At 69.3% G+C, this 15088-nt stretch carries 12 protein-coding genes; 8 read left to right on the top strand and 4 right to left on the bottom strand.

The window, feature by feature from the left end; genetic code table 11:
* Positions 1-178: 178 nt before the first annotated feature.
* Together AC0CH8_RS05980 and AC0CH8_RS05985 are read left to right on the top strand one after the other, a co-directional pair.
* Positions 179-1111, top strand: coding sequence for an ABC transporter ATP-binding protein (locus AC0CH8_RS05980; protein WP_465239102.1), 933 nt, complete (start codon positions 179-181; stop codon positions 1109-1111).
* A gap of 166 nt (positions 1112-1277) precedes the next feature.
* Positions 1278-2039, top strand: coding sequence for an ABC transporter permease (locus AC0CH8_RS05985; RefSeq protein ID WP_055845307.1), 762 nt, complete (start codon positions 1278-1280; stop codon positions 2037-2039).
* A 97-nt stretch (positions 2040-2136) separates the two neighbouring features.
* Here the strand turns inward: AC0CH8_RS05985 and AC0CH8_RS05990 are convergent, their stop codons facing one another.
* The 4 genes from AC0CH8_RS05990 to AC0CH8_RS06005 form a co-directional block, all read right to left on the bottom strand.
* Positions 2137-6255 carry a translocation/assembly module TamB domain-containing protein gene (locus tag AC0CH8_RS05990; protein ID WP_465239164.1) on the bottom strand — a complete coding sequence of 1373 codons (4119 nt, stop codon included), beginning with the start codon at positions 6253-6255 and terminating at the stop codon, positions 2137-2139.
* Positions 6249-8186, bottom strand: coding sequence for an autotransporter assembly complex protein TamA (locus AC0CH8_RS05995; protein WP_465239103.1), 1938 nt, complete (start codon positions 8184-8186; stop codon positions 6249-6251). Before AC0CH8_RS05995 ends, AC0CH8_RS05990 begins: the two co-directional genes overlap by 7 nt.
* A gap of 102 nt (positions 8187-8288) precedes the next feature.
* Positions 8289-8693: a response regulator gene (locus AC0CH8_RS06000; protein ID WP_204195515.1), complete on the bottom strand. Its 405-nt coding sequence runs from the start codon at positions 8691-8693 to the stop codon at positions 8289-8291.
* Between the two features lie 79 nt (positions 8694-8772).
* A complete protein-coding gene (locus AC0CH8_RS06005; protein WP_465239104.1) occupies positions 8773-9135 on the bottom strand; it encodes a hypothetical protein in 363 nt (120 codons plus the stop codon).
* Between AC0CH8_RS06005 and AC0CH8_RS06010 the strand changes: the two genes are divergently transcribed.
* The 6 genes from AC0CH8_RS06010 to pstB are packed head-to-tail and all read left to right on the top strand — an operon-like array spanning position 9134 to position 15077.
* Positions 9134-9328, top strand: coding sequence for a hypothetical protein (locus AC0CH8_RS06010; protein WP_204195517.1), 195 nt, complete (start codon positions 9134-9136; stop codon positions 9326-9328). The genes AC0CH8_RS06005 and AC0CH8_RS06010 overlap by 2 nt on opposite strands.
* Before the next feature lie 12 nt (positions 9329-9340).
* Entirely contained in the window at positions 9341-10582 is a 1242-nt protein-coding gene (locus tag AC0CH8_RS06015) for a sensor histidine kinase (protein ID WP_465239105.1), read from the top strand.
* Positions 10583-10617: 35 nt separating this feature from the next.
* The gene (locus AC0CH8_RS06020; protein ID WP_465239165.1) at positions 10618-11646 is read left to right on the top strand and encodes a substrate-binding domain-containing protein; all 1029 of its coding nucleotides are present in this window, start codon (positions 10618-10620) and stop codon (positions 11644-11646) included.
* Positions 11646-13019: a phosphate ABC transporter permease subunit PstC gene (gene pstC / locus AC0CH8_RS06025; RefSeq protein WP_465239106.1), complete on the top strand. Its 1374-nt coding sequence runs from the start codon at positions 11646-11648 to the stop codon at positions 13017-13019. Before AC0CH8_RS06020 ends, pstC begins: the two co-directional genes overlap by 1 nt.
* A complete protein-coding gene (pstA, locus tag AC0CH8_RS06030; protein WP_465239107.1) occupies positions 13012-14310 on the top strand; it encodes a phosphate ABC transporter permease PstA in 1299 nt (432 codons plus the stop codon). Before pstC ends, pstA begins: the two co-directional genes overlap by 8 nt.
* Entirely contained in the window at positions 14310-15077 is a 768-nt protein-coding gene (gene pstB, locus AC0CH8_RS06035) for a phosphate ABC transporter ATP-binding protein PstB (RefSeq protein WP_465239108.1), read from the top strand. Before pstA ends, pstB begins: the two co-directional genes overlap by 1 nt.
* Positions 15078-15088 lie beyond the last annotated feature (11 nt).

Below are 15088 nucleotides of genomic sequence, written 5' to 3' on the forward strand. Positions count from 1 at the left end.
CGGTCCGTTCGCCGTGAGCTTGTCGAAGAGCTTGATTTCCAATTGTGCTTCGAATCGCTCCGGTGGCTCGCCACGGCTCCACCCCACCCCGGCCCGCTCCTAAAAGCGGGGAGTTAGACGTTTGCGCCGTCCCCTCCCGCCGCTAAGACGCCGCCAACTACCCAACAGGGGGACAGACTTGGCGAACGATCCGATCCTGTCGATCCGTGGCGTGTCGAAGACCTACGCCAACGGACCGACCGCGCTGGAGGCGGTGGACCTCGACATCCGGCGGGGCGAGATCTTCGCGCTGCTGGGGCCGAACGGCGCGGGCAAGACGACGCTGATATCGATCGTGTGCGGCATCGTCGTGCCATCGACCGGCAGCATCACCGTCGACGGGCACGACGCGCTCGGCGATTACAAGCAGGCGCGTCGCCGCATCGGGCTGGTGCCGCAGGAATTGTCGACCGACGCGTTCGAGAGCGTGCTGGCGACGGTCACCTTCTCGCGCCGGCTGTTCGGGCGATCGGGGCACAGCGCCTATATCGAGGAATTGCTGCGCGACCTGTCGCTGTGGGATAAACGGCACGCCAAGATCATGACGCTGTCGGGCGGGATGAAGCGGCGCGTGCTGATCGCCAAGGCGCTGGCGCACGAACCCGACCTGCTGTTCCTCGACGAACCGTCGGCGGGCGTCGACGTGGCGCTGCGCCGGGACATGTGGAAGCTGGTTCACCGCCTGCGCGACCGCGGCGTCACGATCATCCTGACGACGCACTATATCGAAGAAGCCGAGGAGATGGCCGACCGCGTCGGCGTGATCGCCAAGGGCAAGCTGCTGCTGGTCGACGACAAGGCGGCGCTGATGAAGAAACTCGGCAAGCGCGAATTGGACCTGACCTTGGTCGAGCCGATGACCGAAATACCCGCGGAACTGGCGGAATGGGCACCGACGCTGGAGAATGAGGGCCACACCCTGCGCTATGTGTTCGATGCGACGGGGGAGCGGACGGGGATACCGTCGTTCCTGCGGCGGATGCAGGAGCTGGGCATCGCGTTCAAGGATCTGGAAACGTCGAAGTCGAGCCTGGAGGATATCTTCGTCGGGCTCGTGGAGGAGAAGCGATGAGCTCCGCCACGCCCCTGGTCCCACGAAAGCGGAAGCCCAGTAATGACGCAGTACAAAGGCGGATGAGTTCGGAGACACTGGGCTACCGCCTTCGCGGGAGCACAATCCTCGTCGGTCGGAAGGCTCACGGTCGCCCTCGCCCCACCCTGAATCGAGGAACGATCGCATGAACCTGCATGGCATATGGGCGATCTATCGTTTCGAAATGGCGCGGTTCGGGCGGACGATCTGGACCAGCCTGATGGTGCCCGTCATCACCACGTCGCTGTATTTCATCGTGTTCGGCTCGGCGATCGGATCGCAGATGCGCGAAGTGTCGGGCGTGCCGTACGGCGCGTTCATCGTCCCCGGACTGATGCTGCTCGCGATCTTTTCGGAGAGCATCCTGAACGCGTCGCTCGGCATTTACATGCCGAAGTTCACGGGCACGATCTACGAGTTGCTATCCGCGCCACTCTCCCCGCTGGAGACGGTGCTGGGCTATGTCGGCGCGGCGACGACCAAGTCGGTGGTGATCGGCCTCGTCATCTTCGCGACGGCGCATCTGTTCGTCGACCTCCCGATCGCGCACCCGTTTGCGATGATCGCCTATCTGGTGCTGGTGGCGGCGACATTTTGCATGTTCGGATTCGCGATCGGTATCTGGGCCAAGGGGTTCGAGCAGTTGCAGGTCATCCCGCTGCTGGTCGTGACGCCCCTTACCTTCCTCGGCGGCGCGTTCTATTCGGTGACGATCCTGCCGGAACCGTGGCGGTCGATCACGCTGTTCAATCCGGTCGTGTATCTCATCAACGGCTTCCGCTGGACGTTCTTCGGGACGAGCGACGTTGGTGTCGGGATCAGCCTGGCGGTGACGGCGGGGTTCTTCGCGGCGTGCCTGACGTGGATCGGGTGGATATTCCGGACCGGGTGGCGGCTGAAGAGCTGAAGCTCAGCGCCCGTTCGGCCTCAGCTTAGTCGACGGCCACGCCACGGAATTCCGTCCTCCGTGACAGGTGCTTCGACGGCGCTCAGCACGAACGGGTTCAGTAATCCTTCGACACCCGCACGTTGGCGCTCTGGCGGCCCAACGTGGAGATGCTCGACAGCAGCGACAGCCAGCGCGTGACCTGAAACTCGACCTGCGTCGCGGAATAGCCCTGACCGTCGGTGACGATCTCCGCGTACAGGCGACGCGTTACGAACTTGCCCGCGGCGACCGACGTGCCCTGCCCGGTCTGCGGATCGGCGGGCAGGATACGCAGCCGGTCCAACCCCGCGGCGCGGCGCAGCGCGTTGATGGGGTTGAGGCCGGTGCCGCCATTCTGCAACGCCGACACCGCCGCTGCGAGTTGCAGCGCCTCCGGTGCGGACAGGTTGGTGATCGAGGTACCGAACAGCAGCCGCGACAGCAATTCGTCTTCCGGCAGCGCGGGCACGCTGGTGAAGCTGATTTCCGGTTTCAGTGCAGTGCCGGCGACGCGGATGCTGGCGTTCAGGCCGGTGCTGTCGGCGTTCGCCTGAATATCCAGCGCCGGGTTGGCGGGGGTTTCGCCGCCGAAGCGGATGACGCCGCGCTCCAGCTCGAAATCGCGTCCCGCAAACTCCACGTCGCCGCGGATCAGGTTCGCGCGGCCCGTGATCGCGGGATTGGTCGGCTGGCCGCCGATGCGGATGTTCGCGGACCATTCGCTGGTCAGGCCGAGGCCGCTGACCATCACGCCACCCGATGCCTTTGCGCCGAGATCGAGCGTCCACGGTGCTGGCGGTCGATCGTCCTCGACATCGCCGCCGGGCACGTTGATCTCCCGCACGTTCAGCTTCGGCGCGGCCGTGGCGGCGGTCGCCTGACCCAGGCGATAGCGAGCGCGGTTGAGGACGACATCGCCCGATATCGTGCCGCCGGTGCCCGTCGATAGAAAGCGCAATGGCCCAGTGACGGTCGCGCCGATGTCGTCGCGCGCGATCATCACGGCGTTTTGCGCGTTCAGCCGGATGTCGAGGCCGATCCCGGTCGGCGCGGCGAAGTCGAACTGGCCGCTGCCCTCCACCCGACCGCCCTTGCCCGCATCGGCGGAGAAGCGTTGGATGGCGAGGCGGGAGCCGGCGAAGCGGCCGCTCGCCTGAACCCCCGTCAGCAGCGTGCCGGTGGTCGCGCTTTCGATCCGTGCGCCACTGGCATTGAGCGCGCCGCGGATCAGCGGCTGCGCGAGGCTTCCGGTCACGTCCGCGCCGATCGACACCGGGCCGGACAGGTCGAACAGCTCCACACCGGTCAGCCGCCACAACGCGTCCGCCGGCCCGGCATAGCGCAACTGCGCGAACAGCTTCGCATCGGCGAGGCGGCGGATCAGGCTACCTTGTCCGAGCGGCGACAATTGCGCCTGCGCCCGGCCGATCGTCTTGCCCCCGGAGGCCAGCACCGCGCGCAGGCCGGCGCGGTCGGCGCGCAGCACGCCAGCAACGCCGATGTCGATCGGGGCGGAGGTGAGCACCAGCCCGGAGCGGGTGACGCCTCGCAACGTCATGTCCACGCGCCCGGTCGGCGGGCCGTTCGTAGCGGCGGAATAGTCGAGCGTCCCCGACGCGGTGCCGCCGAGTCCCAGCCCCGCGAAGCCGATGTCGAGGATCGCGAGCGGCATCCGCTCCACGCTTGCCTCCACCGCCAGCCCGCCGGGACCGGATCGACCGGACAGCTTCGCTTCACCACCCGCGAAGGACAGGCGGGTCGGGGCGAGCCGCCAGCCGTCGCCGTCGCGGGTCACGATCGCAGGCGTGATGAGCTGGATCGGGCGGCGATCGAGCGTACCCTGCCCCGCGACGGTGTAGCCGTCGGCGCGGACCTGCGTCACGGTGCGCAGGTCGAAGGCGCGACCGCGCGACCCGGCGATCGCAGCACGCACTTCGCCCAGGCCGTCGACGAGCTTCGCAGTCCCGCCGAACCGCGCGAGCGAGAGACCGCCATAGCGCAGCCCCTGGCCGCTGGCGGTCGCGTCGATCGTCTGGCCGGCGGGATCGAGCAACGTCACAAGGTCGAGCTTGCCCTGTCGCAGGGTCACACCCTCGAACGCGGCGTTGCGCGCCGCGAGATGCGCCTCGATCCGCTGGACGATGCCGACCGGGCGGAACAGCAGCTCGCCGTCGAGCCCCCCGCCCGCGACCGCGAGCCGTCCGTCGAAACCGCCGGTGACGATCGCGAGATCGCCCCGCGCGCGGGTGCCGGCGACATCCAGCGCGGCGATCGATACCGTCGCACCCGGACCGCGCGGCAGCAGGATCGCGCCGGTGGAGGTGAACGGGCCGAGGCGGGAGCGGCCGGCTGCCCGGAATGCGAAACCCTGCGGCGTGGGATCGAGGTGGGCGATCACGTCTCGCAGGCCCAGCGCCTTGTTCGGGCGGGCGAGCTTCAGGTCGATCGTCGGCTTTTCGACGCGGCCGTCCAGCACCAGTGTCAGCGGGCCGTAGGTCGCCTGCGTGCCTACACCTTCGAAGTGGAAGGTGCCGTCGCGGCGGCGATAGCCGTTGCCGGACAGCGTCAGTTGCGGGGAGACGAGGCGTGCGCCGTTGAAGTGGAGGATACCGTCCGCGGTCCGCTCCAGCCCGGTGTCGATGCGCGGCAGCCCGCCGGTCAGCGAGCGGAAGAATGCGTTGTCGAGCCGCCGCACCTGCGCCTGCCCCCGCCCGACGATTCGCGTGCCGCGCCCGTTCGGTCCGGGCACGACCTGAAGCCGCGAGGTGACGTCGACGATGCCGATGCCCGGGATCAGGTAACGGCCCAGCCGACCGTTCAGCCCCACCTCGAACCGGCCGGTGCGCAGGTCGAGCGACAGATCGATCAGCCCCGCCAGCTTGTCCGAGCGCAGTTTCAGCGCGGTGCCGGTCAGCGTCGGTGGCGCGAGCACCAGCACGCCGTCGACCGACAGGTTGCGCAGGATGCCGCCCGCGACATCGCCGACGCCGGTGACGCGCGCGGCGGCGACTCGCACCGGCAGGCGCGCCGGCGTTGTCGACAGGCGGCCGGCACCCGCCGCACGGAACGTCTCGAACCCGGTATTGTCGAACGACAGCCGGTTCGCTGCGAGCCGCCAGTCGTAGCGCGCGGTGGCGAACGGGCCGTCGAGGATCGCCCGCATCGCGATCCCTTGCCCGCCCATGTTGCCGAACAGCGCCGCCGGCCGCAGCAGGCGCGCGGCGATGCGGACGTTGCGGTACGCGTTAGCGCCGAGATCGATCGTGCCGGTCGTGTCGATCGCCAGCGCCGCCGAACGCAGGTTCAGCGCGCCGTCGAGCCGGCGGTTCGCGAAGGTCGCCGATCCGTCGACAGCGACGCGCGGGCTGGTCAGCCGCTGCGCCTTGCCGGTCAACAGCGATGCCGGCGTGATCGCGCCCGACAACGTGTAGCGGCCGGAGGTAGCCGCCAGCGCGAGGTCGGCGACACGGGTGCCGCGCGCGGTGGCGACCGCGGTGCCGCGCCACTGCGCCCAGCGGCCGTCGCCGGTGACGGTCAGCGCCACCGGCCCGGCGACGCCCGCCGCCTTCGCCAGCGCGCCGCCGGAAGCGCCTGCTGCGCGCACGTCGATGTCGAAGCGGTCGCGGTCCGGCTGGGCATCGATCGACAGCGCCAGAAGATCGCTGCCCGAGACCGCGGCGTCGATCTTCACCAGCGCGCGGCCGGAACGGATGTCCGCTTGCCCGACGACGCGCGCCTCACGCTCGCGGCCCAGGACCGGCCGGGCGAGCGTCAGCCGGCCGATGTCGAGCCGCCCGATCAGGATGTCGAAATCGGGCAGGATCGGCGACGCCTTGCCGCTCTTGCGGGTTTGCGGGACGTATTCGAGCACCGCCTGCGGCACCACCAGCCGGTCGATCGCGAGCTCGTTCGACAGCCACCGTGCCGGCCGCCAGTCCAGCTCGACCCGCGGTGCGCGGAAGACGAGGCCCTTCAGGTCGTAGACGCGCAGATCGGTCAGCCGCGTCTCGCCGTAGAGCGATCCCTCGATCCGCCCGACCGAGAAGCGCAGGCCGCTGCTCGGGCGGATCTTGCCGATCCGCTCGGCGACCAGTCCGTGACCCCAGGGCGTGTCGACCAGCACCAGCACCGCCGCCGCCAGCGCCAGCAGCGCTGCGACGATACCGACGATCCAGCGCACGGCCTTCGTCAAAATGCCTGTCCCAGCGACACATAGACCGCGATTTTCGAGTCGCCCCGCTGCGGGTTGAGCGGCGTGCCGACGTCGATGCGGATCGGCCCGAAGTTCGAATAGTATCGCACGCCGAGGCCCGCGCCGTAGCGGAAGTCGGTGAAGCGCGGCAGCGCGGCGGTGTAGATGTTGCCGGCGTCGAGGAAGGGCACGACGCCGAAATTGCCGAACGCCTTCACCCGCGCCTCGATCGAGAATTCGGTCAGGCTGCGGCCGCCGATCGGGTCGTTATTCGGGTCGCGCGGGCCGATCGACTGGAAACCATACCCCCGCACCGACGCGCCGCCGCCGGCGTAGAAACGCCGCGACGGCGCGACCGCATCGCGCGGTGCGCCGGCGATCGTACCGAGCCGGGTCCGCCCCGCCAGCACGACGCCGGGCATGACCGTGCGGTACACGCTGGCGTCGAGTTGGGTGCGCGCATAGCCAAACACCGATCCCTGCAACGATGCCTCCGGACTGATCCGCCCGCCGATCCGGAAACCCGTCGTCGGGTTCAACAGATCGTCCGACCCGTCGTAGATCAGGCTGGTCGGCAGCGCGCCGATGAAGAAGGTCCGCCGCCGCGGATCGCCGGTGGCGAGGATCACGTCGCGCTCGTCCGAGGCGATCAGTTCGGCGCCGATCGACCACGTCCACGTCTTTTGGAAGAAGATGTTGGTCTGCCGCTCCAGCGTGCCCGACAACGAGAAGGTCTTCGCGTCGTACGCGTTGCGCGACTGGTGCGCCGCCGCGACCTGGAACGTCAGCACGCGGTCGCGCGCCTCGAAATTGTTGCGGCGATAGACGACCGAGCCGAGTTGCTCCTGTGTGCCGAGTACGCTGCGCAGCGTCAGGCCGCCTTCGGGCGGGAACAGGTTGCGGTGGGTCCAGCTGAGTTCCGCGCGCGCGCCCTCGCCGGTGCCGTAGCCGAGTTCGCCCGCCACGGTGCGCGGGGGCGCGCGGTCCAGCTTCACGCCGATGTCGACGGTGCCGGGCTCCTTGCCCTCGACCGGGGTCAGCGCGACGGCGGAGACGAGCCCGGTCTGGATCAGCGCGCGGCGGAGATCGTCGAGGCGGCGCTGGTCGAACGGATCGCCGCGGTCGAACCGCGCGATCTCCGCCACGTGATCCGGCCCGAACACGCGATTGCCGGGCAGCGCGACGATGTCGCCGAACCGCCGCTCACCACCGGGCGCGACGCTCAGGTCCAGCGTCGCGGTCCGCGCGGCGCGGTCGACGACGATCGCCGGATCGCCGACCCTGGCGAAGGGAAACCCCTCTGCGCCGACGGCGGTCGCGAGCCGCGCCTGTCCCGCGACGATCGTGTCCGCGTTGACGGGATCGCCCGCCTTGACGCCGAACGCATCGGTCAACGAAGCGGACTTGCCCCCGGCCGCGGCAACGCCGTCCAGCGTCACGCCGGCGAAGCGGTACAGGCCACCAGGCGTCGCCTCCAGCACCACCAGCGGCTTCGCGCCCGCCTCCACCCGCGTCGTGACGGCGACATCGTAATAGCCCTCCGCGCGGAGCAGCGTCGCCAGAAGCTCGGCATCCTCGCGCGCGCGGCGGTCGAGTTGCGCGGCGTTGGCGGGATCGCCGTCGCCGGCGTTCAGCGTCGAGAACTCGTCGAAGCGCTGTTTCAGCAGCGGCGATCCGACCCCGTCGATGCCATCGACGCGCCAGCCGTACCGGCGTTCGGCGACCACGTCGGTGGCGGCGGTGGCCGGTCCCGCCGTAGCGGGTTCCGCCGACAGGTCCGGCCATGCGACACCGATATCGGGCAACGGCGCGAGCGGAGAATTCGGATCGGGCGCATCGGTCTGCACGCCCTGTTGGGCGCGCGCATGGCCCGCGAGGCAAAGGGAACAGGCGGCGACCGCCCAGCGGCCGGACCACAGGACGCGGAGCAGCATGGCCGCCCTCTAGCGGCGCACGCGCCTGTGTGCGAGCCTTGTGGTTGGTTCGATTGCAATACCTTCCGCAGTCAAGGGAATGCGGGCATCCGGCAGATGCCGTTAGGCTGCCGCCACCTTGACCTTGCCGCAGCGGGCGGTGCGTACGATCGACACAAACCGATCGGCGTTGGCGATCAGCCGGCTCTTGTCGAAGCACGCCGACGCTCCCAGCGCGATCGCCTGCTTGGCAATCTCCGCGTCCTGGACGATGGCCGACGACAGGATGACGACGGGCATCGGCCGCCGCCGCATCAGCGTGGCGAGCAGCGACAGTCCGTCGAGGCCCGGCATCGCTAGATCGAGCGTCAGCACGTCCGGCTCCAGCCGCGACACCGCTGCCATGGCCTCTTCCGGGCGCTCGATGACGCCGACGACCTCCATATCGCGCTGCTTCGTCAGCAGCGTTTCGATCATCGCACAGATCGTGAGCGAATCGTCGACAATCAGCACCCGCCGACGGCGCATCGCTCTAGCTCCCAACGCCAACACATTTGCGGTCCTAGCCGCTAAATGGTTGTCGCCGCACTAAGAAATCGCCGTTCGTTCAATGAACGGTGCCGACCGCCTGTTCGGAGCGCATCACGGCGATCAGACGTTCGATCTGACGCCACCGGCAAAAATGGATGTGGTTGCCCAGATCGCGACTGCGTGCGGCCCGCAGGGCGGCCTCGGCCCCCGCTTCCTCGCCGAACGACGACAACAGATCGGCCGCCGCGGCCACTTCGGCGGCATTCGCCAGGTACGGAAAGGTAAGCATCGCCAACCCCCTAACAAAGTCCGTGCCGGATTGGCCAGAGCGCCGGACTCGGCCCGTCGCGTTGGTAAACCGCCCCTCGCCGGACCGTCCCGAGTGTCCCGATCCGGCACGCTGGCGTCCCGCAACGGGACGTGCGACGACGATCGGCATGACGATTCCTCCTCCCTCTCCCCGCTCCGGAGCACGCGCCGGAAGCACGGCCGGCGGCTTCCTCGTCGCGCTCGGCGCGATGATCGGTACCGCCATCGGCTTCTTCGTCGGCGAGGCGACGCCGGGCTTCCTCATCGGGCTGGCGGTGGGTGCGGTCGGCGCCGCGTTGGTGTGGTGGCGCGGGCGCGGGTAAGACCCGGAGCCTATGATCGCCGAATCAAATCCCCGCCTGCCCTGGGCGGTCATCGTCGCAGGCGCGACCGCCGTCGCCGTCTACATCATCGCCGATCCGCTGAGCGGCGCGGCGGCGGCACTGGTCGGGGGGATCGCGGCGATGCTGGTCGCGATCAGCGGCCACCGCGAGGTTGCGGTGGCACCGCCGGCCCCGCCGCCGGACCTGATCGCCAGCCCCTCCGTCGGTGCGATGCTGGACGCGGTGGCGGAACCGCTGCTGCTGCTGAGATCGGGCCGCGTCGTCCGTGCCAACCTCGCCGCCCGCGCGCTGCTGGGCGAGCATATCGTCGGCGAGGATGCGCGCGTCGCCGTCCGCCATCCCGCCGCCGCCGCCGCGCTGGCGTCTCAGCGCGATCAGACGGTGGAGCTGGTCGGCGTCGGCGCACAGGACGCGCGCTGGCAGATGCGGCTGGCGGCGGCCGACGACGGGATGCGCGTCGTGCATCTGTCGGACCGCAGCGAGAATGCCGCAACGGAGCGGATGCGCGTCGATTTCGTCGCCAACGCCAGCCACGAACTGCGAACGCCGCTGGCGTCGATCCTCGGCTATGTCGAAACGCTGGACGACGAGGCGGGCGACGACCCCGCGATCCGCCACCGCTTCCTGCGGATCATGATGGACGAGGCGCGGCGGATGCAGCGGCTGGTCGAGGACCTGTTGTCGCTGTCGCGGATCGAGGCCGAACGCTATCGCCTGCCGGACCAGCCGGTGGCGCTCGGCGAACTGGTGGACGAGGTCTGCGCCGAACTGAAGCGATCGGGCGCGCCGCGTGCCGCCGACGTCTCCTGCATCGCCGTTTCGGGCATCCCCGACATCGTCGGCGACCGCGCGCAACTGTCGCAGATGCTGCACAACCTCGTCGGCAATGCGATGAAGTACGGGCGGCCGGGAACCCCGGTCGAGGTGCGGCTGGAGCCGGACGCGGGCGGGGGCGCGCGGCTGTCGGTCGTCGATCAGGGCGACGGTATCGCACCCGAGCACCTGCCGCGCCTGACCGAACGCTTCTATCGCGTCGATGCCGGGCGCAGCCGTTCGCTGGGCGGCACCGGGCTGGGCCTCGCGATCGTCAAGCATGTCGTGGAGCGGCATCGCGGACGGCTCGACATCTCCAGCCGGGTCGGCGTCGGCACGACGATGGCCGTGACGCTGCCCGCCGCGCCGGCCGCCCTGTCATCACCACGTAACAACGATGTCACAGAGGGCCGTGCGTGACGAACAGGGCGGCGCGGCGCGCGCTACATCTCGCGCTGGCGATTTTGCCCCTGTTGGCGGGTGCCTGCCGCGATCAGGCGAATGGCGGCGGCGGCGGTGCCCGGGACCAGATCAGTGCTGTCGGCTCCTCCACCGTCTACCCCTTCACCACGATGGTCGCGGAACGCTACGTCGCCGCGAACCCGGACGCGAAGGCGCCGGTGATCGAATCGACCGGCACCGGCGCGGGCATGAAGCTGTTCTGCGCGGGCATCGGTGCGGCCCATCCCGATATCGAGGATGCATCGCGCCGGATGAAGGCGAGCGAGTATAAGGATTGCGCGAAGAACGGCGCGCGCGACATCCTCGAAATCCAGGTCGGGATCGACGGCATCGCCTTCGCAGAGGCCAGGAACGGCCCCAAGATGCAGCTCACGCCAACCGACATCTACCGTGCGATCGCCGCCAATCCGGGCGGCAAGCCCAACACGGCGGCGACGTGGCGCGACGTCAACCCGGCGCTGCCCGCGGTTCCGATCCAGGTGTACGGCCCGCCCGCGACCAGCGGCACCCGCGACGCGCTGGCCGAACTCATCATGACCAAGGGCTGCGAGGCGTTCGACGCGTCCGCCAAGCCACTGGCGAAGTCCGATCCCGACGCGCACAAGGCGCTCTGCACCCGCGTCCGCGAGGACGGGGCGTATGTCGATGCGGGCGAGAACGACAACCTCATCGTCCAGAAGCTGCAGTCGAACCCCGCCGCCCTGGGGGTGTTCGGCTATAGCTATCTCGAAGAGAATCGCGACGCGGTGAACGGAGTCGCGATCGACGGCATCGCACCGAGCTATGCCGCCATCGCCGACGGGCGTTATCCGGGATCGCGGCCGTTATACCTGTACGTCAAGAAGGCGCATCTGAGCGCGATTCCGGGTCTGGCCGACCTGCTGACGTTGTACACCACTCTCTGGGGTCCGGATGGCCCGCTGGTGCGCCGCGGCCTGATCGCCGCGCCGGATTCAGTGCGCGCCAACGCCGCGCGGGTGATCGCGGAGCGCATCCCGCTCGACCCGGCGGAGCTGCACTGATGCCCGCGACCGCGCTGCTGTTCATCCTCGTCGGGCTGTCGCTGATCGGCTGGCTGACCGCGCGTGCCCGCGCGGCACGGTTCAAGGTCGCGGGCCAGCGGTTCAGTTCGCTGCCCGGTCATTTCGGCTGGTACGTCGCGCTGTGGACGATCGTGCCGCCGCTGATCTTCCTCGCAATCTGGTCGACGGTCGCGCCCGCGCTCGTCACCGACGCCGTGTTGTCGACGCCCGCCGCCGCGCAACTGCCGCCGCCCGGTTTCGATCGTGCGGCGATCCTGTCGGAAGCGCGGGAGCTTGGCGCGGGGCGCGCGTACGGCGCGTTCCACGGCCTCGCCCGCCTGCTCGCGCCCGCTTACGCCGCGGCGCAGGACCGGTACGACTGGATCGCCACGGCCATCGCGCTGCTGCTGGCGTTCGCCGGCGGCGCGTTCGCGTGGACCCGGTCGAAGCCGGGCTTCGCGGCGCGCACCCGCGTCGAACGGATCGTGATGGGCGCGCTGCTGGCGGCGTCGCTGATCGCGATCCTGACGACGATCGGTATCGTGTTGTCGCTCGTTTGGGAGGCGGGCCGCTTCTTTCAGGTCGTGCCTGTCCACGAATTCCTGTTCGGCACCCATTGGAGCCCGCAGGTGATCGACGCGCGCGATCCGGGCGCGTCGCTGGGCGCGGTGCCGCTGTTCTGGGGCACGTTCTTCATCGGCGCGGTGATCGCGATGATCGTCGCGATCCCGTTCGGGCTGATGAGCGCGATCTACCTGACCCAATACGCTGCGCCGCGCACCCGCCGCTGGATGAAACCGATCCTGGAGGTGCTCGCGGGCGTGCCGACCGTCGTCTACGGCTATTTCGCGGCGCTGACCGTCGCGCCGGCGGTGCGCGATCTGGCGGTGGCGATGGGGATCAGCTGGGCCTCGTCCGAAAGCGCGCTCGCCGCCGGGCTGGTGATGGGCGTGATGATCATCCCGTTCGTGTCGTCGATGGCGGACGACAGCCTCGCCGCCGTACCCAGTTCGATGCGCGACGGCAGTCTGGCGATGGGTGCGACCAGTTCGGAGACGATCCGCAAGGTCATGCTGCCCGCCGCCCTGCCCGGCGTCGTCGGCGGCGTCCTGCTGGCGATCAGCCGCGCGGTGGGGGAGACGATGATCGTGGTCATGGCCGCATCCGGCGTCGCCACGCTGACGCTCAACCCGTTCGCCAGCACCACCACCGTCACGCGGCAGATCGTCGACCTGCTGACCGGCGAGGCGGAGTTCGACAGCCCCAAGACGCTCGCCGCCTTCGCGCTCGGCCTGACGCTGTTCGTCGTCACGCTGCTGCTCAACATCGTCGCGCTGACCGTCGTGAAGAAATATCGGGAGGCGTATGAGTAAGTCTCTGGTCGCCCAGCTTCCGACCGGCCCGGACGAGCCGGTGCAGCGCGTCCCGACCGACTGGACGACGGGCGCGATGCAGGGCCGCATCCGCCGCCGCTATGCCGCGGAGCGTCGTTTCCGGCTGATGGGCCTTGCCGCGGTGACGCTGTCGGCCGGGTTCCTCGCGTTCCTCCTTGCGACGATGCTGTGGCAGGGGATCGGCGGCTTTACCGAGACGCGCGTGACGGTTCCGGTCGATCTCGGCACGGCGAAGCTGGCGGTGACGCCGGCGCAGCTCGACGGACGCGGCGCCGATCTCGCGCTGGCGGGGGCGGGCCTCGAAGGGATCGTGGATACCGCCGCATCGCGCGCCTATGGCAAGGACGGGGACGACCTGCTGTCCGGTGGCGCGTGGCTGACGGTGCGGGAGGCGATCAAGGCCGATCCCTCGCTGCTGACACGCCGTGCGACGTTCGACCTGCCCGTCGCCAGCCCGATCGACGTCGCCTACAAGGGCAAGGGAGCGCCCGAGGCGGAGGCGCTGGTCGCCCGGCTGACGCCGCGTGGGGTGCTGTCGCGGTCGCTCAACACCGGCTTCCTCGACAGCGCCGACTCGACCGATCCGACGCGCGTCGGCATCTGGGGTGCGTTCAAGGGGTCGCTGCTGACGATGCTCGTCACGCTGCTGCTCGCCTTCCCGATCGGTGTGCTGTCGGCCCTGTACCTCGAGGAATATGCGCCGCGGAACCGCTGGACCGACATCATCGAGGTGTCGATCAACAATCTCGCCGCGGTGCCGTCGATCATCTTCGGCCTGCTGGGCCTCGCCGTGTTCCTCGGAACGTTCGGGCTGCCGCGCTCCGCGCCGATCGTCGGCGGGCTGACGCTGGCGCTGATGACGATGCCGGTGATCGTCATCGCCGGGCGCAATGCGATCAAGGCGGTGCCGCCGTCGATTCGCGATGCCGCGCTGGGTATCGGGGCATCGCCCATCCAGGTCGTGTTCCACCACGTTCTGCCACTCGCCCTGCCCGGTATCCTGACCGGCACGATCATCGGCATGGCGCGGGCGCTGGGCGAGACCGCGCCGTTGCTGCTGATCGGCATGCGCGCGTTCATCGCCGCGCCGCCGCGTGGGCTGACCGATCCGGCAACGGTGCTGCCGGTACAGATCTTCCTCTGGTCCGATCAGGTGGATCGCGGCTTCGTGGAGAAGACCTCCGCGGCGATCATCGCATTGCTGGTGTTCCTGCTCGCGATGAACGGCCTCGCCATCTATCTCCGCAACCGTTTCGAGACCCGCTGGTGATGAGCAACACGCCTCCCAAGATGACCGCCAGCCACGTGACCGTGCACTACGGCACGAAACGCGCGATCGACGACGTGTCGATCGACATCGACCAGGACGAGGTCGTCGCCTTCATCGGCCCGTCCGGCTGCGGCAAGTCCACGTTCCTGCGCACGCTCAACCGCATGAACGACACCGTCGCGTCGGCGCGGGTCGAGGGCGATATCCGGCTCGACGGGCACGACATCTACGCGCCCGACATGGACGTGGTGCAGTTGCGCGCGCGGGTCGGCATGGTCTTCCAGAAGCCGAACCCGTTCCCGAAGTCGATCTACGAGAACGTGGCCTATGGCCCGCGCATCCACGGGCTGGCGCAGTCGAAGTCGGACATGGACGGGATCGTCGAACGCTCGCTGACCCGCGCCGGGCTGTGGGCGGAGGTGAAGGAGCGGCTGTCGGACAGCGGCACCGCGCTGTCGGGTGGCCAGCAGCAGCGGCTGTGCATCGCCCGCGCGATCGCCGTCGATCCCGAAGTGATCCTGATGGACGAGCCGTGCAGCGCGCTCGACCCGATCGCGACCGCCAAGATCGAGGAGCTGATCCACGAGCTGCGCGGCCGCTACGCGATTGCGATCGTCACGCACAACATGCAGCAGGCGGCGCGCGTGTCGCAGCGGACGGCGTTCTTCCACCTCGGCACGCTGGTCGAGTTCGGACGCACCTCCGACATCTTCACCAATCCGCGCCAGGAGCGCACAAAGGACTATATCACCGGCCGTTACGGCTGAGTGGGGAACCG

It is taken from the genome of Sphingomonas sp. AC435, assembly GCF_979253005.1.